Genomic DNA, 23,401 nt, shown 5'->3' with positions numbered 1-23,401 from the left:
AAATTCCGACGGGGACTTTTCAACACGCGCTAAAATTTAGCGGCGCGTGCGGCGACGCTTCTTGGGGGAGGCACCAAAACGGTTCTCCATTCCGCGGCCACCACGGCCTGCTTCCAGCTCGCCACCAACGCGGATCATGGCGCAGCGGAAACCTACCGTACGGCTGGCTTTGTCTTCGTCCATGAAGCGACGGGTACCGGGGCTGAGCCAGTAGGCACGGTCGGCCCAGCTACCACCCTTGTACACGCGGGCTTTGTCACTGATGAGGGTGTGTTCGTTGGTTGCGTAGGCAGCTTCACTCTGCTCGTCACCGTCCAGGTAGTTGTAGACGCGGCCACGCTTGTAGTTATCGCGCTGAGCGGCATCCTCGTCCTTCACGTACTCGTACTGAAGGCGGCCGAGACTGTCTTTCGGCAGCGCCACACCGTCTTCGTCACGAGCGATGTCGCGGAAGTCGTTACCCCGGAAGGAGTTGAGTTCGTGGTTTTCGAAGTCGTTCAGGGTTTGCGTGGTCAGCGGACGGTAGAGGTCCAGCACCCATTCGTTAACGTTACCGGCCATGTTGTACAGACCGAAATCGTTGGGGTAGTTGTCAAAAACGTGGGTCGTCACGGAAGCTCCGTCGTTCGGCTTACCGGCAATACCCATGTAGTCACCACCGCGGCGCTTGTAGTTGGCGTACATCTTACCCTGGTTCCGGTCGTGACGCTGGTAGCGTACGCTGGTTCCACTCCAGGGATAGATACGGCGGTCGGTGTAGTTCTCGTCTTTTTCGTTGGCCTGGAGGCCGGGAAGCGCCAGCGCGGCGTATTCCCATTCCGCTTCCGTCGGCAGACGGAATTCGGGCTGCAGGATACCGTCTTCCAGTTTCACGGGACGCTCACCTCCGGTACGCAGATCCTTGAGTCCCTTGCGCACATCGCCCTGGTACTGAGCGGCCAGGTAAGAATCGGTAACGAATACGTCATCGTCCTGAGGAGCGGGATTGGGGTTAAGGATACCCTTATCGATCAGGATGGCCTCGTTTACCCGGTCGGTCCGCCAGCGAGCGTACTCACGCGCCTGACGCCAGGAAACACCCACCACCGGATGATCGCGGTAAGAGGGGTGGCGCAGGTAGTTCTGCACGAAGGGCTCGTTAAAGGACAGCTCGTCACGCCATACCAGCGTATCGGGCAGTGCGGCCACGACCACTTCGGGGTAAGACGTGCCGTAGGCCAGCTTGGTCCAGCTCAGGTAGTCCAGGTAGTCCTGGTTACTCATTTCGGTTTGGTCCATGTAGAAGGAGGACACCGTAACCCGACGAGGGATGTTATCCCAGTCGTAGGGTACATCTTCTTCGGTGAATCCCATCACGAAGCTACCGCCGGGAATCAGCACCATGTTGGGTGGGGTCTCCTGACCCGCATAGTCCACTTTCTTTTCAAAGCCGCCCCAATCAGCGTCATTGTACTTCCAATTAGTAGTGCTGGAGCGTTCATTCTTACCGCAGGAGGTAAGCAGGGCCGCTAGGCAAAGAATCGGCAGCGCGTTAAGCCAGTATTTCATAAATCTGAGGTAAACCGAGTTGTTTCCAAAAATTTGAGGCCGCAAATATACGGTCTAGATAACCACTAGACGAGGGATGACTGCGTCCACGGAGAGTTAAACCCGTTTCTCCCCCGACCTATTGTGTGATAATTCTTAAAATTTCAAGCTTTTTTCCTCGCCTGGTGAAAGGCCAGGGCCAGGGCCTCGCGGTCCCTTCCCGCCTCCAACAATTCGGCAATCTTGTTGATCTGCTCCGCGGTCGAGCGGATTCCCAGGGAGGCCACAATGGCCTGCGTTTCTTCTGCCGTAGGAAGCTTCTCCTGGTTGCCAAGTCGGGCCAGTTGGTTGCCCGTAAGTTGATCGGATTCCCGTACCCCTTGGGGCAAGGCATCAATGCCGATGCCCAGGTGGCGCAGCGGCTTGGGAATTTCAAAAAATGCTGCTCCGGACGCTCGCACGTAGTAATTCCCCCCCATGCGTCCCACCAAATCCAGCGCATCCGGGTCAAGTTTGCCGTCTGCGTCCAGCAGCTCCGGACGAACGAAAACACCCTCCACCCGGGCGATCACCAGGCTGCCACCGCCCCCCTCCGTGCCGGTTTCAATGATGTCGTGCACCCGGCAGGCAAAAGAAACGGCACTCTCGGCCACCCGGGGTGGGCGGAAGCCCGCTACGGGAACCGGCGTTAATCCGGCCTTGGTGAATTCATCGACTTCGGGAGGATAGTTGGTGCTGGCCAGGGATGCCTGCTCCACGATGGCGTGCTCCACCACGTTGACGATCACTTCCGGAACCTCCCGGAGGTTGTTCACCGTGTCCTTCAGCGTCCCGTCCCGTCCGCGCCGCAGGGGGCAAAATACCAGCATGGGCGGATTAAACCCCACCACGTTAAAAAAACTGTACGGGCTCAGGTTAACCGTGCCCCCAGCACTGATGGTGCTCGCAAAGGCAATCGGCCGCGGGGCTACCGCGGTAGACAGCATCCCGTACATCTCCGCGCCGCTCAGTTGGGCGGCGGAAAAGAAGCGGTGGGATGAATTGTGATCGGTCTTCTCGGTCATCAGGCCTGATTCCGTTTGTTGATTTCATCCTGGAGCTGGCGCCGCAGGTCCTGCTCGATCTTCAGGCGTTGCTTCCGACTCGTTTCCAGTTCGGAGGTCAGCTTTTCTATTTGTCCCTTGCGATCCTTGCTCGTGGACACCGCTACCCGCGTCCGGGCCAGCGCAAACAACAGTGCCGCCAGCAAACCAATCGCCAGTGTCCACATAATAAGGTTGTAGGTTCCCTTGGACAACAGCAAGCCAAAAACACTGATGCCGTCCTTTTCTTTATTGAGTTGCTCGATCGTGGCGTCTCGCTCCTGCACGTCGGTCTCCAGTCCGCCGATGGCCGTAGCCTGTTCGTCAATCTTTCCCTGGCGAAGCGCTAGTTCCTCCGTTAATCCACCGATGGTATCCGCCACGTTGGCCATGAAGGCATTGAGGAAATCCTGGCGAACCACCCGGAACCGCTGGTAGCGGTTCGAAACCCGTACCATCTCGTCAAACTGTCCCCGCAAGCTGACCGTATCCGCCTGGGCCGGATTCCCGGGTTGGGCCGAAACCGGCGTTAAAAACGAAAGGAAGAACAACACAAAAAGGGCCGAAATAAGTCGCATGCGCATGAAAAAATGGTTTTCGGGACGTTCAGGAAGCCGCAAAGAAAAGCAGTAGTCAGGAGATAGCAGCCGAAAGTGCGGCAAAATTCCAAACGAAGGTCCGCCGGCCGGTATTGGGAAGGAAGACAAAAGTCTAGTCGGCGGGCTCAAAGATGAGTTCCAGACTCTCCGAATACCCCCGTCTACGGCAATGAACAAGGGAACGTTTATTCCGGGCAACGGGGTGCAGGTGCCGGGAGCCTTCGTAAAAGCAAAGTTGGCTAGTTGCCCCTAAAGCTCCAGCCGAATACCCAAGAAGGCACTACGGCCGAAGTCAATGAGCTGCCCACCGTCGCCACCGGCGTGGGCACCACCGCCGTTACCCCCCGTTACGGGCACCCGGTCCCGGTTGAGGAGGTTTTTCACTCCGGTGGTCAGGGTAATCCGGTTGGCCCACAATCGCTGATTGGCCGTGAGGTGCAGCAGGTGAAAATCTCCCACGAAACCCTGGGTAACCGAACCGTCGGCCCCAATCTGGTAGCGGTCGCGCCGGCCAACATAGCGATGATCCAGCCGAAGGGTAGTATTCGTTTTTAGGATGCGGTAGGAAATTTCCGTCCTGACTTCCCCTAGGTTGACGAATTGCGGCACCGCAGATTCCGCCCGCTCGGCGGCGGGATTGCTGAGTCTGGTGAGGGCTCCTCCCAGGTTGAGGAATAAGCGGTCGTCCACCTCGTAGGCCAGTTGCAGGGTCAGGCCGTGGGTTTCGTACTCTTCCAAGTTGACGTAGGAGAACCTGCCGTCGTCTACGTCCGCCAGGGTGATGCGGTTCCTGATCCGATTGTAAAAAAGGCTACCACTCACATCCAGCCCCGCAATGCGGGGGCTCGTCCACTGCCCGTGGGCCTGCAGGTTGTGGCTGCGTTCGGCCAGCAGGGCCTGATTGCCAACGATAAAGTGGTTCACGTCGATAAAGTTGAAAAACAACTCCTGTACGCTCGGTGCCCGGAAGCCCGCCGCGTACCCAACGCGCCACCGCCACGCAGCACTCGGCCGCCAGAGCAGATGCAGGGCCGGAACGACCGGATGGTCGTAGCGGTTGTTGCGACCGAATCGGGTGGTGGCCTCCAGGGTGAGGTGGTCCCTCAGATCGTAGCGCAAGCCGACCCAGGCGGCAAGGTTACTCATCGCTGGCTCGCGGTTCTGGGTATCAGGGTCCAGAATTCGGCCGCCGGAGCCCGTTTCTCGCCGGTACTCCACGCCGATCTGCCCACTGAGGCGTTGATCGGTGACCGTGGCAAAACTTAGTCGGACCAGCTGGCCAGAATAATTTGTGGTATCCTGCTCACCGGGAACGAGGCTGGTCGTATCCGGTTCTACATCCCGACGAGCCGTAGCCTTGTCCCGGTCAAAGGTGTTCCAGCCCGCCGTCAATTCCGCAATCACCCGGGGTGACACCCAGTAGGAACCACCCAAAGCATGATCCTCCCGTACGGTGGTGAAAAGCTGATCCACCACGTAAGGACGGAACTGCGGACGGCGCACTTCCCCCAGCAACCGCAATTCTTCGGTGAACCTTTGGTAGCCATAGTGCAACTGCAGGCTATCCGTGGGTCGGTACCGGAAATTAAGGTCGTAGCCCACTTGGTCCTTGGGGTTCCAGGGGGTACTTCCCTGGCGGAGACTATCCTCGGGTCCGAACTGGGCGTCGTACAAATTCAGTCCGCCATCCAACTGGAAGTGTCCGAGCTTGCGGCCCACCCGGAATTGTTGCCGGTGAAGACCAACGGTTTCGTACTGCCCGTTGGCGGAAAAGCGCCAATTGTGCTCCAACTCCTTACTGGTGATCAGATTAATCACGCCGCCCGCAGCGTCACTACCGTAGCGGGCGGACATGGCCCCGGTGATGATCTCCACCCGAGAAAAGCGATCTAGATTGAGTTGTGTGAGGTCGATTTCACCGCCCAGACGGCCCACTACGGGGACGCCGTCGATCATGATCTGCACGTTCTGCCCCCCCAGGCCCTGAATGGTCAGGCCGTTCCCGAGAATGGGGTCGGGATTGACGTTCATCGTCAGCTGCCGCTGGAGCAATTCCGACAGATCGTTCACCCCCTGCTCGCGCCAGCTTTCCTGGCTAATGACGTCTACCTTATGGACGGCGTTGCGGGCCTCGGTGGGTGCATACTGCGCCGTCACCACCACGTCGTCCAGGTCCACGGAGAGCAAAAAGGTATCCACCTGCGCACAGATGGATACGGACAATTGCAGTAAAACGATCAATATGAAGTACCTCATGGGAACGATTCTTCTACTTACTGCTGGGCAACCGGGTCTTGGGCAGCCACGATCAGCAGTCCTTTTTGTAGTATGGTGTTCAATTTTTCCAACTCGTAGGCCGACAGCAACAGCCCAAAAAAGCCATTGGGACTCTCGATATGAATATCTCTGGCCGTCCGGTTCCTGCGTTGCAGGTGTCGGAAATTGTACTGATTGATCAGGGAAGCAAAAGCCTTCATTTCCGCTAGGGAGTGCTTTAGATAGAAGGTTCCAAACCCGAGACGGAAAGAATTGCAACCGGGGCAGCAGACCAGATAACCGTGACGGTCATGGTGAAGAACCCGGGGAGCATGTTGGTGTTTTGGGGCCATGAAATAACTAAGCGTGTACCGAGGTGTCCGCCGCGAGTTCCTCCAAGATGCTGGTCCAGGCCTTCAGCTCGGGCTTGCCGGGCTTCCGGGCACCAAAGAAGTAAGTGATCATCTCCCCATTGACGTCGAACAACTCAAGGCTCGTTACGATTCCGTCGGTGGTGGGCTTACGCACCACGTAGGCCGAGTCAATGGCCTCCGTATCCAGATGGAGGTTAAAGGCCGGGTCCAGTACGTTGTACCATTTGCCCATCCACTTCAGGTTTTTCACCCGTCCGGTATGAATTTGGATGCATCCGGAGCTGTGGACAAAGCACATAATGGGTACCTCCTCCTTTGCGGCGCGATCCAGCACCTTTTCCACCGATAGTTTATCCACGGGCGTCACCATGCCCTCGGGTGCCAGGCGCAACGCCTGGGTGCGGCTGAGCCCGTGCTTCCGGAGCATCCCGAAGAAGTGATGGGTGTCTTTCAGGTCGCGCCACTCCTCCTGGAAAGTGGCTACGTCTACCTCGGTGTCGGGGATCTCAGCGTCGCGCTCGGGGCGAGAACGATCAGAAATCATGATGGGTTCCTGCGTTCCCCGGTACGCCTCCACGATGGCCGCCCAGCCACTGAGCTCACTTTTGGGGGTGGAGTAAATTTTGTGAACCGCTTCGCCGCGGGCGTTGAAGAACTGAAACCCGTGCAGGTCCCCTCCTTTTTCCCGCCGCATGATGACGGCCATGGCGTACACCCATTCGTTCATGAATAGCCGCAGGTCAATGTCTTCGTTCACGGCAACCCCCATATTGTGGGGTCCCTCGTAGAAAGTAATGTTGTCGTACACTCCTTTACGTTCGTGGACCACGTTATCGTTGCGGGTCAGGGCCATGACGAAGCCCATTGTTTTGATGTCCTTGAGCAGTGCCTTCAAGTCTCCTTCCAGGCGAATGACGTCTTCGCCAGTTTTCAAAGAGAGCAATTCCGCTTCAGACACTCCCAGCCGGGGGGCCTGATCGCGGGCGCGTAGGCGGGGTTCGGTTTCAAGCAACTGATTCAGTCGTTGGCGTAGATCGGATAATTGATGCTCCATAAGGCAATGTGGTGATTAGCGGACCCCCGAAGTACGGGTGATCCTGGATTAAGCAATCCACGTCGAAGGTGGCTTTGATCGTTTTTTTGTTTAGCAATTCTTTAGTCGGGCCCATGGTCACCGTTTGGCCTTCTCTCAGGAAGAGGATTTCGTCGGCAAAGCGGGCCGCAATATTGAGGTCGTGTAATACGGCCAGTACGCCAAGACCACGTTGGCGGGCCAGCTTAGTGGCCAGGTCCACGAAGCGAAACTGTTGCTCGACATCCAGGGCTGCGGTGGGCTCATCCAGCAGTAGGTATCGATGTTTTGGCGCATCTTCCTGACCTTCATCCAGCTGAAGTAAGCACTTGGCCAGCATGACCCTTTTCTGCTCCCCACCGGACAAAGTGGGGAATGCCCGGTGGGCAAAAGGCTCCAGATCGAGCAGTTGCAGATATTCTCTCACCAGGTTTTTCCGTTCCCTGGCGGTGTAGCTGTAGTAGCGGCCGTAACAGCCCATTTCGACCACCTCGGCTACCGAAATAGGAAAACCCAGGGAGTAGGATTGGGCTAGTACCGCCCTCCTTCGAGACAATTCTTCCGGGGAAAGTTCCTGAAGACTTTGCCCGTCCAGGTACACGGCACCTGCGTCCGCGCCCAAACTACCGGCCATACAGTTCAGCAGCGTACTTTTTCCGGCCCCATTTTTCCCCATGATGACCGTCACCCGGCCCGGCCGTACCCGACAGGAGACCTCCTTCAGGATGTCCCGACCACCCAACCGTAAAGTGATGTTTCGTGCCTGCATCATAGGGAAAGGAAATTTTTGCTCCGCTCCCGCAGCAATAACCACAAGAAGAAAGGCGCCCCCACCAGCGCGGTGAGGATGCCGATGGGCAGTTCCGCGGGAGCGACCACCGTGCGCGCAAGCGTATCCGCCGCCAACAGAAAACTGGCGCCCAGAAGGCCAGAAAACAGTAGTAAACGCCGGTAATCCGTACCCAACCACAGCCGTAGCAGATGAGGGATAATGAGACCGACAAACCCGATCAGGCCCGTCAGGGAAATGCAGACGCCCACCAGCAGGGCCGTCCAGATGATCACCCGTCGTTTGATGCGGTCGACGCGAAAACCCAGCTTCTCGGCTTCTTTCTCTCCCAGCAAAAAGGCATTCAACGCAAGGGCATCCCGGCAGAGGAAGTACCCTCCTATCACCACGACGGGAAGGGCGACGACTACTTGAGTCCAGTTGGCACCGCCCAGGCTACCGAGGGTCCAGAAGGTAATGTCCCGCAGTTGGCTGTCACTGGACTGATAGATCAGTAATCCGGTGATGGCCCCGGCAAGCGCCGCTACGGCGATCCCGGCCAGAAGCATGGTCGCCACGTTGAGTCGGCTACGGCCTGCCGCTAATCGGTACACAATGGCGGTCGTAGACAGCGCCCCCACAAAGGCGGCGATGCTCACGCCCGCCTGCTGCACCCATTTGGGCATAGCGGGGAGTAGTACGGCACTCAATACCAGCATGATGACGGCGAACAACATGGCGCCGCTCGTCACGCCGATCAGGGTGGGTTCGGCCAGGGGATTGCGGAATAGGCCCTGCGTAGCCGCTCCGGTAATGGCCAGTCCTCCACCGACGATGGCCGCCAACAACAAACGGGGAATGCGAACTTCCCAAACGAGAAACTGCTCCAGACGTTCCCCGCGTCCCAACAGGGCGTTCCACAAGCTGGCGGCGTCCAGATCGTAAGCTCCGGCAAAAATGCCCAGCCCCAATAGCGCAACCAACAACAAGCTCAGCCCCAGCAATAACTTTCGATCAAGCGACATGGCGATTACTTGCTGACGTTAGGAAATAATCTTTTGGCCAGCTCCTGGGCGGCTTCCGCCTGCCGGGGACCGAAGCTGATCAGGTAGTGACCATCCATGGCGATGATGCGGTCTTGCTTGTAGGCCGGAGTTTCGGCGATGCCCGGAATACTGGCCAGTCCGGCCTTCCCGTCCAGACTTTCCAGTCCGCTGGTGAACATCAGGATTACTTCCGGTGCGGCTTCCACCAGGGCTTCCGGCGTTAGGGGTTTGAAGTCTTCGAAGGAGGTGATCGCGTTCTGCCCCCCGGCAATTTCGATGATGGCCGCCGCATCCGTGTTTTTTCCGGCGACCATGATCCGGCCGGCACCCCGGGCGTAGATAAAGAGTACGCGTGGTCGCTCCTGCCGTCCAGCCACCAGCTCGGCCAGCGCCGCACTACCCTCTTTGACCTGATTTTCGATTTTGCTTTTGGCGGTTTCCGGTACTTCCAGCACCTCCGCAATGGCCTCGGTAGCGTATACCGCATTGTCCAGCGTGGAACGCATTGGGACCGCCACAACATTTACTCCCGCCTCCTTTACGGTGTTTAAAGCCTGGTTGTCGGCTTGCTCCGCGTCTACAAAAATGATATCGGGCTGGGCGGCCAGCAGACCTTCCACGTTGAGTTGACTGATGTGGCCCATTTGTGGCTTCGACCGCGCTTCGGCGGGATAAGAGCTCGTCACGTCAACCCCAACGATCTGATCTCCGTAGTCAAGAGCATACAGTATCTCGGTGAGGGTCCCGCTGAGGGAAATAATCCGCACTGGATTGGTTTCACTTACCGTGGCTTCGGACGTTTGAGTACCCTCTGAAGCGCAGCTGGTTAGCGTAAGGAGGCAAAACAGAAAGGAAAAGAATATGAGGTTTTTCATTGGGGGACGATTGATCGTTGGCAAAAAGATGACTCAGTCTGGCAAGGGCAGTTATTGCTTCACCAGATGATGCGTTAGGGTTCCGACACTAGCCGTAAGCCTGATGAGGTAATTCCCCCTCGGAAGGTCAAGGCTAGGCACCTCAATGCGATTGCGTCCGGCGTTTAACCCGGACAATGAGGTAGTAGAGACCAGGCGACCGTTGACGTCAAAAATGTCTAATCGGGCCTGGTTGGCAGCTTCCTTCAGATCAACTTCCAGCATAGCTACCCCCGGGGTAGGATTAGGGAAAAGTCTGCTCGATTCTACGGCCACGGGCAGCTCAGACACGTTGGTCAGTGCTCCCTCATTGTTCATCTCAAGGGTAGATATACCCATGGAAGCCCCCGTGAAGTCAATGAATTGAATCCGGTAAAGCGAATCGGCCGTGCGTACGAAATACACGAGGTCGTCGGGGATCACGTACTGGAAAGTGTTGAGGTCGAATAGTTTCCAGTCGTGGCCGATGGTGGTCAGGGAGTCGCTAAAGGTACCCTCTGCGGGTGGGGCCGCGGTGGCGGGATCCACCCCCGATAATTCAGCGACGCTGATGCCTTCATTCTGCAGGACACCGGTAACGGTGTATTCCAGGATATTACCCTCGCCGTCATCTAGCGGCGTGGTGTAGCGGGAGAAGAGTAGATCCCAATTTTCCGGCTCCAGATCCTTCAGGCCTTCGGCGAAGGAGAAATACACCAGGGTTTTTCCAACGTAGTCTGACTTATTAATCCGGACAGTATCCGTGGAGACATCAACTCCCTCTCCATCCGTTAGGGTCTCGTAGACAAAAGTATACTCACCTCCCGCCAGGGAAGACACCATCACTTTATGGTATGCTCCATCCCGGGTAAGCACGTAAAAAACGCGCGTTCCCAACACCGCTTGGGTCGCCGGACTGTAGCTGCCCCAGCCCAGATCAAAGGGATCGCCGGGGGAGGCAACCGAATTAAAGGCGCCGTCTTCCCAACTCGCTTCCCCATTGTAAATGCGCCCGATGATCATCGACGTATCTGCCGTCGCAAAATCCGTAGATGAAGTCAGGTAGAGTTCTACTTCGGGGGTTGCTTCGGTTCGGGAAGAGGCTACGCCCTCATTGACCAGCACGCCGGAGGAACGTCCGCCAACGGCAAAGGCAATATCCCAGGCGTCCAGTGCGACCTCGGTCGTGGTATTCGTGGCCAAATCCAGGTAAACAGCGTTGGCGTAACCTGGTCCCTGGTTGACTTCCAGAAACTGAGCAGTAAGCGTAAAGGGGGTCACAAAAACCAGGAGGAGAGGTAAAAAGTGCTTCATTGTTTAGATTTGATCTAATTAAATATAGCGCAAACATATCCTCCGCTTTGCCGCAAAACAAGCGTTTCGCCGACTTTATTTTTATTAAGTCTAAATACTGACAATACTGTGATAGCATTACTATCGACACCTACTCTGTCGTCTCCACCATTTCGGGAGATGGTTATTAAATCCGTCAAAGGTTTTTTTCTTACCTTTCATCCAAGCGCCTGGTTGATTACCTTCGCGCCCCAACTAAGGCCCATTGCACATGGCAACCGTAATTAGCTTACTGAACCACAAAGGCGGCGTTGGCAAGACGACCAGCGCGATCAACATTGGCGCCGGCCTCGTAGAACTTGGCCAACGCGTCTTGCTCGTCGACCTGGACCCCCAGGCCAACCTCACCCTTTCCCTGGGTATTCCCCGGCAATCCGTCACGATTTACGAGAGCCTCATGGGCGAGAGTGATCTTTCTCCCTACGAAGCCAAAGCCGGTCTGCACGTCATTACGTCGAGTCTGGACCTGTCCAGCGCCGAGATGGAACTCGTCAACGAAGCGGGACGGGAGTTCATCCTCCGGGAGCTCTTCGCCGGAGTAGACGAAGACTACGATTTCATCATCATCGACTGTCCGCCCAGCCTCGGGCTGCTGACGCTGAACGCCCTGACGAGCAGCCAGCAGGTCATCATTCCGCTGCAAACGGAGTTCCTGGCCCTGCAGGGGCTGGCCAAGATCAAGCAGGTCATCCAGAAGGTCAAGCTGCGGCTGAACAAGGAGCTGCACATCAGCGGCGTACTGGCCACGATGTACGACCAGCGGAAGGTGCTCAACCGGGACGTGGTGGAGACCATCCAGAAGTACTTCGGTCCGCTGCTGCTGGAGACCTACATCCGCGACAACGTCGCCCTGGCCGAGGCTCCCGCCAGCCGGCAGGACATTTTCGAGTACGCCCCGAGTTCCAACGGAGCGGAAGACTACCTGGCCGTCTGTAAGGAAATAATTGAGCGGACCAAGCACCCAATTCACCTACGGGAACGTTCTGATAAAAAGACTCCCGCCAAGTAAAGCAAAGGCATGGCAAAAAAGCGCTTCACCGATGATCTTTTCGAGCTGTTCGAAGACCCCAAAAACACCGGGGCGGAACGGCAGGAGGATGCCGTGCCCAGCCAGCAGGAGGAAGAAGAGGTTGAAGTATCCGTTCCCGTGCAAACCTCCCGCGCCAAGCGTAAACTGAGCAGTAAGAAGTTCACGGCCGACCTGGACGCCTTCCTCAACGATTCCTTCGATCAGGAGCAGGCATCCTCGACGGCCCCCGAAGTATCGGCCGGGCAATCGCCGCGCACCCCCAGTCCCCGTCCCACTTCCCGCCGCCGGGGCCGAAAGCGCAGCGGCCTGGATTATCTCATTCGGTCCACCGTACGGGAAAACGATCCTGACCAGGAACGCGGCGGCAATACCGCCGATACCAAGCGGGTAACCCTTATCTTCAACAAGGAGCACCTGGCCATCCTCAAGGCCCAGGCCAAGGAACGCGGCATCTACTTGAAGGACGTCGTCCAGGAAATGGTCTCCAGTTATCTGGAGGAGTAGGTGATTGAGCGAGAAGCCCGGGTTAGCTCGTGGGGATAAAGGATTAAATATGCGGGCTACGACCCCGAGTTCCGTAACTCGTCGGGACCGTCGATTCTTATGGAATGCGACGGGGCGCAGGTGCAGGGGGAGTTCGTTCGTTCTTTAGTACTGTAGAATAGTTAGGTGCATTTCTTTAGTTCACGCCTTATTCACGCTGGTACGCTCGGCCGGCCAGTCAGCTCGTGCCTCGCGCCTGGGCGGACGAGCTTCTCTTTCTTGCTGCTCCTCCTTCTTTAAATTGCCCAAAGCACGCTCAAAGGAACCGTCCGACTGCGTCAGGCCGGCACACTTCGAGGTGCAGCCTAACGTCTTTTCATTCTTCCTTCTTCTCTCTTCCTTCTCTCCAGCCTAGCCTCATCCTTACCCTCGACGACCGGCTTGCGGAGCAAACCTTTTCCGGTGGTTTTCCCTCAGCCTTAGCCTTCTCCTCAGCCTTAGCCTACCCTTCTGCCGCACATCCTTCTGCCTTCCGGGCGTGCTGACGACAAATAAGTTGGCCGGAGACGTATGAATTGCATAACCTTCCGGGCATCTTACCGTTATCTTACGGTATGCTTTAGCTAAGTATTCAGCTTCCACCCGCCTAATTTGATTTCTGCATGCGTCATTTCCTACCCCTCGTCGTTCTGCTTTTCTCCGCGGCCCTCGGTGCGCAAACCTCTCAGGTTGAATTCGGGAAAAACCGGGTTCAGTACCACAAGGATTTTGAGGATTGGGAGAAGTACGAGTCCGACAACTTCGTCACCTACTGGTACGGCGAGGGAAGGAACCTTGGGCAGTCCGTCGTGCAGATGGCCGAATATGACTTTGGCTACATCCAGAAAATGCTGGAGCACCGCATGAACGAGAAGGTGCAACTGATCGTCTACCGGGACGTAACGGACCTGAAGCAAAGTAACATCGGCAGCGAGGAGGTTTTTAACCTTCCCGGCACCCAGAATCTCGGCCGGAGCACCAGCTTCATTTCCGCCACCCAGGCAAAATTCCTGGGCAACAAGGCGTTTGTCTACTTCACCGGCGACCACACCGACCTGCGCCGCCAGGTCCGGGAAGCCATGGCCAGCGTCTACATCGAGCACATGCTCTACGGATCTTCCGTTCAGGAAGTCGTGCAAAACGCCGTTTTGCTCAACTTGCCGCCCTGGTTTAAGTCCGGTCTCATCGCCTTCCTCGGGGAAGACTGGAACACCACCCACGACGAGCAACTTCGCCAGATTTTAAGAAGCGGAGAATACGAAACCTACGAAGACCTGGCTACGGATTACCCCCGTTTGGCCGGCCATTCCTTCTGGTACTACGTCTCGGAAAATTTCGGCAAGTCCACGGTGTCTAACCTCCTTTACCTGACCCGCATCAACCGGTCGGTTGAAAACGGTTTCCTCTACGTACTGGGAAGCAATTACGACAACGTGCTGTTCAACTGGCGGGAATTCTACCGTACCCGCTACGAGGAAGACCTCAACGGCCTGCCGGCACCGGCGGGAGAAGCCATTCCGGTTAAGAACAAGAAGCAACTCCCGATGACGAGTATGGCCGTCAGTCCCGACGGCACCAAAATTGCCTACGTCCTCAACGAAATTGGCCGGTATAAGGTCTATCTGCAGGACGTCGCTACCGGGGAACGGGAACTGGTCCTCAAGGGAGGTCAGCGGAACCTCCTCCAGGCGACGGACTACAACTATCCCATGCTGGACTGGTCTCCCTCCAACCAGGAGCTCGCCATTCTCTATGAAAAGCGAGACCGGCCCCGCCTGATGCAATACGACATCAACACCGGAGACGACGTCACCAAAGATTTTGGCATTCAGCTCGATCGGGTATTCAGTATGGCCTACGTCGATCCGGGTTCCATGATCATTACCGCCAGCGCCTTCGGCGCGACGGACGTGTATTACTACTACCCCGCCAACCGGACCTCGGTGAAGATCACCAACGACTTCTGGGACGATCTGGACGCCATGCCCGTCAAAATTCGCGGGCGCCAGGGTGTCGTCTTTGCGAGTAATCGCCAAACCACCAAGGTAGAAGCCGCCCGACTCGACACCATTCTGCCCATCAACAACTTTGACCTGTTCTACTACGACCTGGAGGGAAAACCCGGAGAGTACGTCCGCATCACCAACACTCCCCTGGCTAACGAACGCAACCCGGTCGTCATTGACGACCAACACTTCGGCTACCTCAGCGACCTGAGTGGTATCGTCACCCGCTTCCAGGCCCACCTGGAAGACTACATTGACCACTACGAACAGACCATTTACCTGAACGACGGCAGCGAAATCACCCTGCACGCCGACAGCAGTCTGACGAGCCTGGACACCACCCTGATTGACTCCATCAACGTCTTTCCGGTCATCAAGGAGCGGGCGGTAACGGAGGCCGTTACCCGGCAAAACCTCAGTATCGACGCCATCGACGCCAGTGGCCGGTTACCCGTGGGGGTAGCCCGCTACATCACTACGGACGGCCCCATCCTACAGAAGTTCCAGTTTGACACCACCCTGAACGTACGGTTGGATCCCACGTCCTTCCGGCGGTCAAGTTATCGTGCCGTAGGGCAAGCAGTACCAAATTTCAATAGCGCGGAAGACCTCGTCGACGATCAGTTGATGCGTCCGAATGCCATCAACCCCTCCGAACCGGCCCCCAACCAGGTCGACGAGCAATATCTTTTCCAAACGCGTTTTGAAGACATCAACCCGCGGGAAGAAAACCAGTCCGAAGAGGCCCCTGCCGTAGAAAATATTCTCCTTCAGGAACCCGCCACCAGTGAGGCGCCCCCTACGCCCGCCAGCTCCGATCGCCCCAACCTGACCGTGGTCACTCCCCCTCCCGTCAATCCGGGAGCAGACCGCCCGGTGAACCCCCTGCTGCAGGGGGAGCGGCCCGTTGCGGAGCTCAATCGAACCTATCGTTTCCGCCCGGGTAGAATTACGCCCTACCGCCTCACCTTCCGTATCAACTACCTCAAAACGGAGGCAAATAATGACCCGCTCTTTGCCGGTCTCAACTCCTTTTCGGCGAACCCTAACGGCTTCACCCAGCAGCCCATGGGCATCCTCTTCAAGGGGAATGTGATGGACCTTTTCGAGGATTATTCCGTGGAGGGTGGCGTCCGGATTCCTACCAGTTTCAACGGTACGGAATACTTTGCCACCTACCAGGACCGTAAGCGTCGCCTGGATAAAATTTTCAGCGTCTACCGGCGTAACCGCCGTCAGGAGGAGGGCTTCTTCAATAACCTTCGTCCGAACATTCCCCGGATCGTGGAGGAAAACACCCTCCTGGCCCAGTTTGGGGTCCGTTACCCCCTGGACATCTTTACCTCGCTGCGGGCTACGGCCACCATCCGCCGCGATCGCGTGCAGGAATTACCCACCGAAATTGCGGCCCTGCAGTCCAGTCCGGACAACCAGCAACGCATCGGAGCTCGCCTGGAATACGTTTTTGACAACACCCTGGACCTGGCCACGAATCTCCGGATGGGAACGCGCTACAAGGTGTTTGCCGACTTCTACAAAAGCTTCAACATCAGCCTGAGTGGCGATGGAGACACCGGCTTCGAGCCCGGTTTCCTTGGCATCCTCGGCTTTGATGCCCGCCATTACCACCGCATCGACAAACGTAGCATCCTGGCCTTCCGCCTGGCCGGTGCCACCAATTTTGGTGGCCAGCGCATTCTCTTCTACCTGGGGGGAGCCGACCAGAGCGTGCTGAATACTTTCAACCAGACCATTCCCACCCCAACGGAGGGCAACTTCGTCTTTCAGGATTTGGCCAACCCCCTGCGGGGCTTCGACATCAACATCCGGAACGGCGGAACCTACCTTTTGCACAACACCGAACTGCGGGTCCCCATCTTCAACTACTTCTTCCGGAACCTGCGCTCCAACCTGCTCCGTAACTTCCAACTGGTCAGCTTCTTTGACGTGGGCACCGCCTGGTCCGGCTCCGACCCCTTCGACGAAGACAATCCGGTTAACATCACCACCTACCCCGACCCCGGACAGGTGGAACGCGGACCGGTTACCGTACGGGTGCGGCGCTTCCGGGAACCCATCGTCTACGGTTACGGGTTTGGTGCCCGCACGACCCTGTTTGGTTACTATATCCGGGTGGACTACGCCTGGGGCGTAGAAACCGACATCCGCCAGGACCCCAAACTGCACTTATCGCTGGGGTACGACTTTTAGGCCCGGTGGTTGGCGGGAAAATTGGTGGCTAGTGGATGCATGTACGTAAACCCGGAAATGGGTTAACCGTAAGGATTACTCCGTCGTCGGGGGTGCCCCTTCCCTGCCTTCCTCCAGGAAGGCCTCCACCCGGTCCACCGCATTTTTCCGGATGTTCATCCAGAACAGGTTGTAGTCTCCGACGTGATAGTTCCTGGTATTGAAGAGAATGTCGCCAAAGAATTTGGGCTTATTCGTAAAGAGTCCCGCTCCGCGGACTTGCGCCCACACCAATTCCGGCAATAGTCCGGCTTCATAATTGTAAAGCACTCCCCCCAGGTTTTCTTCGGCGGGTATTTTCTCCGGCCCGGTCGTCCAGCTGAGGGGATTGACCACGGCAATATCCGGCACCGTATCGCGGTAATCGGCGTCTGGCTTGAAGTCGTCGCGGTAGGTTCTCCAACTGACGAAGCAGCCCGTTTGGGTAGGGCGATCACAAACCGGAATGGTTTCGTACGCCCGTTTGCTCACCGGCATGCCCACCAGATAAGCAGCCACCAGTTGCTTTCGGAGGGGCTTGCCGTCAAAGCGGTCCGCCATCAGGCGTTTTGCGTGAGTGGTTCCCTGGCTGTGGCTGGCGATGATGATGGGCCGCCCCCGGTTGTAGTTTTCCAGGTAATAGTCGAAGGCCACCAGGACGTCCTGGTAGGCCGTATCCAGGGCCTGCTCCGCTACGCTGCGGCCGGCCGGATAAAAAACCTTAAGGTGCGCCTGCCGGTAGCGGGGGGCGTATACTTTTGCGGCGGCGTTGAAGATGGCCGCGTGGTTGGGGAGGGTCAGGTTGTCTACGGAAGCGTTGAGTTTTTCGTCGCGGAGGTTGGCGTTCCAGTATTGGTTGCCCCTGCGGGTATCGGAATAAATGGTGGGATGCAGGTAAAAAACATCCGCCCGGGCGGCAAGCTGTCCGTCCTCTAAATCATCTCCGGGGGTGCGGTCGGCACCATCATCCCGGAAGGGCAGGGCGGCCCAGTTTTGCTCCTGGGCGTAGTCGGGGGCGGCGGGGGTACGCAGGGTATTTCCTTCCGGAAGTTTGGGCACGGAAGCGCAGCCAGCCAGTAAAAGAAGGCTCCCGAAAATCAATAAACGCATATAGGATTAGGGTTAATGCAGGAGCCGAATCCGCCTAGCGACGGGCGGGGGTCTGACTCATGACGTAAACGACGTAGGCAAAAATGAGGCCAAGGACGAAGAGTAACATGGGATAGGGATTTATGAGTTTATGCTGGTATAACCCTAATTGTTACGATGAAGTTCCCTCCCTTATTTCAAAACTTTTGCTAAAATTTCGGGCACCCGCTTCACTTCCTCCAACTCCGTGTAGAGCGGGGCCGGGGCAACCCGCAGCACACCACCGGCGCTTCCCCCCAGGTTATCCTCCCGGTAGTCACAGATGAGACCGGCCTCGGAAAGCGCTCCCTCCAGTTCCGGCCGGTGGCCGGGCACGTAGATGGATAACTGGGCTCCCCGGGCGGACGGATCCGCAGGCGTCAGGATACGCAGGGGAGCGCCATCCACCCGCAATTCAGCCAAATCGGAAGCCAGCGCGGCGGTCAGTTCCTCGCTCCGGCTCCGCAGCGCCTTCATCCCCCCTACCCTGGTGAACATGGGCAGGGAAGCCAGCAGGGGCGCCATGCCCAAGACCGGTACGGTAGACACCTGCCACCCCGCAGCGCCGGCCTCGGGGCGAAACTCGCGGCGCATCAAAAAGCGGTCGCTCTCCCGGTGCCCCCACCATCCGGCGAAGCGGGGCAAATCCTCGTTCCCGTGATGACGCTCGTGGACGAACATTCCTCCCGGTGCTCCGGGACCGCCGTTGAGGTACTTGTAGGAGCACCAAACGGCAAAATCTGCCCCCCAGTCGTGCAGGGAAAGCGGCACGTTACCCACCGCGTGCGCCAGGTCAAAACCCACCCGGGCCCCTACCTCCCGGCCGGCGGCAGCGATGGCGGGTAGGTCAAAAAACTGTCCGGTATAGTAGTGCACCCCACTCCACAACACCAGGGCCAGCGAATCGCCGGCCTTGTGGATGGCGGCCAGGACATCCTCCGTCCGGATGGCGGATTCTCCCTCCGGCGGGCCAACTTCGATGAGGTCCGTTGCGGGGTCCAAACCGTGGAATTTCAGCTGGGCGATGATGGCGTGCTGGTCGCTGGGGAAGGCTCCCTTCTCCATGATGATCTTTCGCCGCTTACCTTCCGGGCGAAAGAAGGAAACCATCAGCAGGTGCAGGTTTACCGTGAGGGCATTGGCCACGGTCACCTCCGCGGGACGGGCGCCGACGATCCCCGCCAGATCGCTTTCCAGTCGGCGGTGAAAGCCCAACCAGCCCCCGTCCGGTCCCTTCCACCAACCCTCAACGGCGCGCTCCCGCCAGGAGGTCAGCTCGGTTTCCAGTTTAGTGACGGCGGCCTTCGGCTGGGGACCCAGGCTGTTTCCGCAGAGATAGATGCCCGTCGGGGGCAGATGAAATTCATCACGTAGCATGAGGAAATCTTGGTTAGGCAGCAACAATGTTACGGTATTCCCCGACAGAATGAAAAAAACGGAAAAGGGTTGCATCACCAGTCTTCACTGCACCTGCGCTCCGCGCCCACCTCCGCTCCTTCAAAAAAGGCTGCCCTGCTCCCCGAAACTCCGGGGATTTTCCAGGGCAAGCAGCCGACGCTTAAAATCCAGGCCATAAAAATAGCCCTGCAGGTCCCCCGACTTCGCGATGACCCGATGGCAGGGCACCATGATGGCGATCGGGTTGCGGCGGTTGGCCTGTCCCACGGCCCGGATGGCGTTTTTATCGCCCAGCCGCTCGGCGATGTACTGGTAGCTTACCGTACGGGCGTAGGGGATTTTGACCAGCTCGCTCCATACCCCGCGGTGAAATTCCGTCGCTTCGGACCAGTCAAAGGCCACCGTAAACTGCTCGCGCTTCCCGGCAAAATATTCCTGAAGCTGCGTCACGGCGGTGGCCAAATGCTCATTATTCGTAGACACCAAATTTTGTGGTGGCAGTTTCTCCGTCAGCCGCAACTCGGTAAGTCCGCGGTGAGAAGCCGACAGCCGGAATGTTCCAAAATCCGTGCGTATCCAGGTGGTAGCCATGGAGGGAAGATACGGAATTAGGCCGTAGGATTAAGGACTAAGGATATAGGCCAAGAACCGGAGTTTCCGGAAGAGGTCTGCTCCGCAGGCCGGTCGCGAAATTTAAGGAGACGGAGGAGGAATTAGGGGATCGTGGGTAGGAGGTAAAGGGGGAGGAAGAATAAAGAAGGAAGAGAGAAGAAGGAAGTAGCGTTCATCGGCTGTCTCCTGAGTAAAGCGAAGGGTCATCCGATGTATCGCGGAACAATTTGAAACTATGGCGACGGAGCGCAGGTGCAAAGCAGAATACTCGGCTCAGCCGGTGCAGGTGCCATGATCTACTGATTGCAGTGTCTGCCCGTTGCGGTAGTGCAGATTACACCCGCAATAAGCCCTCGGCCGCCAGGCGGCCGCTGCGCATGGCCGCATCCAGGGAGCCGTTGAGCTGGTGATCGCCGGCCAGGAAAATGCGGTCCATCACCCGTCCGTGGGTGGGGTCCTGGCGGAAGGCGACCCGGGAGAGGTCCGGTAGGGCCTGCCGGACGTCATACCGCTTCAGGAAGCGCAGGGCGTCGTTGGGCAAGCGGCTATGTCGAAGGAGATCCTGTTCGGCCTGGCCGATGGAGGATTCCCGGTCCAGTGGCCTGCGGAGGGTGACGGAAATGAGGGAACCTCCCTGCCCTTCCATCTTGTAGCTGGGGGCGACTTCATCCAGTACGCAAAAGGTATTGATCAGACTGGTCGGATCGGAGACGAGGTTAATCAGGCGGTTTTCGCGGAGGCGCCGACTGCTGTAGAAGTACAAATTGGTGGTTGACTTCCATTCCACCGGGCTTCCCGCCAGGCGCGGAAGCACCTTCGTTGGGGGACAAGCGACGATGATGCCACCCGGTGCGGCAATCGTACTGCCGTCGTCCAGCGTTACTGTATCCCCGTTCACCGCGGTCACTCCGACACCACAACGAATCTCGGTGTGTTCCAGCTTTCCAACCAGCTGGTGCACGATCGCTTCGATGCCCCCGGCGGGCAGGGCGGCGCTTCCCTGGCTGAACATCTTGAAGATGTAGCGAAAAAGGCCGGCGGGAGTGCTCAGATCCAGCTCCAGAAAAATGCCGCCGAAGAAGGGGCGGAAAAAGCGCTCTACGATCTGTTCACTGAAGCCAAGCTCCCAGAGGTAATCCTGAGTGGGTTTTTCTTCGTATCCCCGAAAGCAATCCTCGTTGCTCGTCGCCCGTAACGAAAGGGACAGCTGGGCCAGTTTGGTCTTGTCCGAAAGGGTCCCGATCGGGGAAAGCGTGGAGCGGAAGAGCTGGGCGGGTTCCCGCAGGGGATCGGCAAACCGGAACCGTTGCTGGCGGGTGTGTACGTGTCCGCCAGGACGGAAGGTGCCGATATCCAGCGCCTTGAGGTCCAGATACCGTTGCACTTCTGGGTAGTCCGTCAGCAGCACCTGGAAACCACGGTCGAGGAGGAAGCCCTCGTGCTGGTCGGTTTTCAGTCGGCCGCCGGGGCGGTCGTCCGCCTCGAGGATCAGCGGACGGTGGCCGGCTCGTTCCAGTTCAATGGCGGCCGTCAGGCCGGCGACGCCGGCGCCAATAATGATCACTTGGGGTGTTGCCACAGTATCCGCGTAGTTTTGCGCAAAGATGCGGGAAGTGAGTCGGTTTACCAACTGCGGTTTCGGAATATACCCGGCCATGATTTACCCCTCGCATGCTGATAACAGCATAGTTCTTCTCCCCCTCATCCGACGATAAACCGGGATGCCCGAGTGAGTCCTAAAATCCTTTGGACGAATGTTCGCACGACAGTCATTTAGCTTTTGGGACAAAAAAAGGCGGCACCAAAACTGGTGCCGCCCAATGCTACTCATGTAAACATTGACCTAAATAATTAGGGTGGTGGTGAGCAAAAATTGCGCCCCGAAATCGGGACCTATTTCTGAATCACCATCTTCTTCGTGGCCGTAAAGTCGCCCGACTCCAGGGTATAGGTCACTACCCCACTGGCACCAAGGTCCTTGCGCGACAGCTCCAGCTGGTTGCTTCCCGCCACGGCATCAATTTCTCGCACCAGCAACCGGCGTCCGGCCGCATCCCGTAGCGTCAGGGTTGCGGGGCCCGCCTGGGCCAACTCAAAACGGATTACGGTGGTTTCAGAAACCGGGTTGGGCGTGTTCTGTAGTAACTTGTTTTGCGCGGACGCAGGTGCCAAGTCTACCCCGAAGTGCAGGCTTAGTTCGCCCGCGCCGCCGTTGGCGGCCGTACCCTCCCGGTAGGTGATGGCATCCGTCATCCGGAGTACCTCACTTAAGCGCAAGTCTTCGGTGGCCCGTACTTCCAGGTTGATCTGCGTACGTCCGGTAAAGGCCATGGCGATCATTCCTTCACCGGCGCGGTTCAGGTTCAGAGCGCCTTCGCCTTCGTAGGTTACGTTCAAAAGCTCGAGTCCTGCGGCCAGTTCCAGGGTACCCTGGAAGCCCGCCAGCTCGCCGTTGCTCAGCTCAATCGTGTGCGCCTGGCCCGCGGCCAGTTGGGCGTCGTCTACCGTCAGCTCCAGGGCCGCACGGCCGCCGGAACGAAGTACGTTACCCAGCTCAACACCTACGAAGTCCGCATCCGTGACGTTACCCTGCAGGTTGTTCACGTTGTACACCTCCGGGAATACCGTCATCCAGTTACCCGGCGTCAGGTTGTAGTCCGCTTCCACGAAGCGCCAGGTGAGTCCCAGGGCATTCAGCTCATCATCCAATCCGAGAATTACCCGGCGGATGGCCACCAGGTCGAAGATATTCACGTCGGAGTCCAGCGTTACGTCCGCCGCCACGTAGTCATATCCCGTCTGCAATTCGGCGGTGCCAAGGATGTGACTGGTGATCGCGACAATGTCCGTTACGGTTACTTCGCCGTAATCGAAGGCGGCATTATAGGCCGGCTGCGCGGTGTAGTCTCCACCCAACTCGAGGTTGGAGAATGCATACTGACCATTCGCGTTGGTTACGACCATTTCGTCCATGTCGTTAGCCCCCGTTACGGTTACTTCAACACCGCCCATCAGATCGTCGTCCTGGGTGGCAACGGCACCGGTAAGCATTCCGCTGTTACCGTCACACAGTCCGTCCTGGAAGGCCTGGACTTCGAGTACTACCGAACAGTAGTCGGCGTTGCCCGCGTTGTCGATGGCGTACACCCGTACGTTCACGTCCTCACCGAAGTCCTCACACGTCAGGTCGATACCGATGCGGCCAACGGCAGGAGCGAATCCAGCTTCCGTAGCTTCTTCTTCGGTGTAGATGCTGTACTTGTCGATCACGTTGCCGAAGCAGTCCGTGACGTCAGAGGCGATGAAGTCCGTAGCCCAGATGGCCGCCATACCGCCACCGGAGGTATCGTCTGGGGTCCCTTCCCCAGACGAACCTGTGGGCATCAGCGTGACCGTCAGCGTCTGGATACAGATCGGGGTCGGTGCCTTGTCCGGCGTCACGCAGAACTCGAGGATGTCCACGTCGAAGTTACCACAACCGTCACCGGCGCGGATGCGCAGGGCG

The 23,401-nt window shown here is 57.7% G+C and carries 18 protein-coding genes; 3 read left to right on the top strand and 15 right to left on the bottom strand.

What is annotated here, in order from left to right; translation table 11 throughout:
- Window positions 1-36: 36 nt before the first annotated feature.
- The 10 genes from E1J53_RS19410 to E1J53_RS19365 form a co-directional block, all read right to left on the bottom strand.
- Window positions 37-1,548: an SUMF1/EgtB/PvdO family nonheme iron enzyme gene (locus E1J53_RS19410; protein WP_134274092.1), complete on the bottom strand. Its 1,512-nt coding sequence runs from the start codon at window positions 1,546-1,548 to the stop codon at window positions 37-39.
- A 143-nt stretch (window positions 1,549-1,691) separates the two neighbouring features.
- Entirely contained in the window at window positions 1,692-2,591 is a 900-nt protein-coding gene (locus tag E1J53_RS19405) for a flavin reductase family protein (RefSeq protein WP_134274094.1), read from the bottom strand.
- Window positions 2,591-3,193, bottom strand: a complete 603-nt coding sequence (locus tag E1J53_RS19400) for a hypothetical protein (RefSeq protein ID WP_134274096.1) — start codon at window positions 3,191-3,193, stop codon at window positions 2,591-2,593. Before E1J53_RS19400 ends, E1J53_RS19405 begins: the two co-directional genes overlap by 1 nt.
- 264 nt (window positions 3,194-3,457) lie before the next feature.
- Entirely contained in the window at window positions 3,458-5,464 is a 2,007-nt protein-coding gene (locus E1J53_RS19395) for a TonB-dependent siderophore receptor (RefSeq protein ID WP_134274098.1), read from the bottom strand.
- A 17-nt stretch (window positions 5,465-5,481) separates the two neighbouring features.
- Complete coding sequence (locus E1J53_RS24725; RefSeq protein WP_368671765.1) at window positions 5,482-5,817, bottom strand: DUF6686 family protein; 336 nt, start codon at window positions 5,815-5,817, stop codon at window positions 5,482-5,484.
- A 7-nt stretch (window positions 5,818-5,824) separates the two neighbouring features.
- Window positions 5,825-6,892, bottom strand: coding sequence for a hemin-degrading factor (locus E1J53_RS19385; RefSeq protein ID WP_134274102.1), 1,068 nt, complete (start codon window positions 6,890-6,892; stop codon window positions 5,825-5,827).
- Window positions 6,843-7,682, bottom strand: coding sequence for a heme ABC transporter ATP-binding protein (locus tag E1J53_RS19380; RefSeq protein WP_134274104.1), 840 nt, complete (start codon window positions 7,680-7,682; stop codon window positions 6,843-6,845). Before E1J53_RS19380 ends, E1J53_RS19385 begins: the two co-directional genes overlap by 50 nt.
- A complete protein-coding gene (locus tag E1J53_RS19375) occupies window positions 7,679-8,704 on the bottom strand; it encodes an iron ABC transporter permease (RefSeq protein WP_134274106.1) in 1,026 nt (341 codons plus the stop codon). The genes E1J53_RS19380 and E1J53_RS19375 overlap by 4 nt, the downstream gene beginning before the upstream one ends.
- Before the next feature lie 5 nt (window positions 8,705-8,709).
- Window positions 8,710-9,600 carry a hemin ABC transporter substrate-binding protein gene (locus E1J53_RS19370; RefSeq protein ID WP_134274108.1) on the bottom strand — a complete coding sequence of 297 codons (891 nt, stop codon included), beginning with the start codon at window positions 9,598-9,600 and terminating at the stop codon, window positions 8,710-8,712.
- Window positions 9,601-9,651: 51 nt separating this feature from the next.
- Complete coding sequence (locus E1J53_RS19365; RefSeq protein WP_134274110.1) at window positions 9,652-10,932, bottom strand: HmuY family protein; 1,281 nt, start codon at window positions 10,930-10,932, stop codon at window positions 9,652-9,654.
- A 250-nt stretch (window positions 10,933-11,182) separates the two neighbouring features.
- Between E1J53_RS19365 and E1J53_RS19360 the strand changes: the two genes are divergently transcribed.
- The 3 genes from E1J53_RS19360 to E1J53_RS19350 all read left to right on the top strand — a co-directional run bounded on the left by E1J53_RS19360 (window position 11,183) and on the right by E1J53_RS19350 (window position 16,740).
- On the top strand, window positions 11,183-11,980 hold the full coding sequence (locus E1J53_RS19360) for a ParA family protein (RefSeq protein WP_134274112.1): 798 nt from the start codon (window positions 11,183-11,185) through the stop codon (window positions 11,978-11,980).
- Between the two features lie 9 nt (window positions 11,981-11,989).
- Window positions 11,990-12,505, top strand: a complete 516-nt coding sequence (locus E1J53_RS19355; protein ID WP_134274114.1) for a hypothetical protein — start codon at window positions 11,990-11,992, stop codon at window positions 12,503-12,505.
- A 641-nt stretch (window positions 12,506-13,146) separates the two neighbouring features.
- Window positions 13,147-16,740, top strand: coding sequence for a hypothetical protein (locus E1J53_RS19350; RefSeq protein WP_134274116.1), 3,594 nt, complete (start codon window positions 13,147-13,149; stop codon window positions 16,738-16,740).
- Window positions 16,741-16,815: 75 nt separating this feature from the next.
- Here E1J53_RS19350 and E1J53_RS19345 read toward each other — a convergent pair whose 3' ends face one another.
- From E1J53_RS19345 to E1J53_RS19325, 5 genes are all read right to left on the bottom strand, one after another.
- Window positions 16,816-17,868 carry a DUF3089 domain-containing protein gene (locus tag E1J53_RS19345; protein ID WP_134274118.1) on the bottom strand — a complete coding sequence of 351 codons (1,053 nt, stop codon included), beginning with the start codon at window positions 17,866-17,868 and terminating at the stop codon, window positions 16,816-16,818.
- A 171-nt stretch (window positions 17,869-18,039) separates the two neighbouring features.
- Window positions 18,040-19,263 carry a kynureninase gene (gene kynU / locus E1J53_RS19340; protein WP_173021566.1) on the bottom strand — a complete coding sequence of 408 codons (1,224 nt, stop codon included), beginning with the start codon at window positions 19,261-19,263 and terminating at the stop codon, window positions 18,040-18,042.
- Between the two features lie 120 nt (window positions 19,264-19,383).
- Window positions 19,384-19,875: a methylated-DNA--[protein]-cysteine S-methyltransferase gene (locus E1J53_RS19335; RefSeq protein ID WP_134274122.1), complete on the bottom strand. Its 492-nt coding sequence runs from the start codon at window positions 19,873-19,875 to the stop codon at window positions 19,384-19,386.
- Window positions 19,876-20,230: 355 nt separating this feature from the next.
- The gene (locus E1J53_RS19330) at window positions 20,231-21,475 is read right to left on the bottom strand and encodes an NAD(P)/FAD-dependent oxidoreductase (RefSeq protein WP_173021565.1); all 1,245 of its coding nucleotides are present in this window, start codon (window positions 21,473-21,475) and stop codon (window positions 20,231-20,233) included.
- Between the two features lie 314 nt (window positions 21,476-21,789).
- The coding region (locus E1J53_RS19325) for a T9SS type A sorting domain-containing protein (RefSeq protein ID WP_154640247.1) at window positions 21,790-23,401 on the bottom strand (1,612 nt) is incomplete at its 5' end.

Origin of the sequence: Lewinella sp. W8, assembly GCF_004375085.3 — a bacterium.
GTDB lineage: Bacteria > Bacteroidota > Bacteroidia > Chitinophagales > Saprospiraceae > Neolewinella.
The sequence above is the reverse complement of the archived record's forward strand: the minus strand, read 5'-3'. Positions and strand labels throughout refer to the sequence as shown.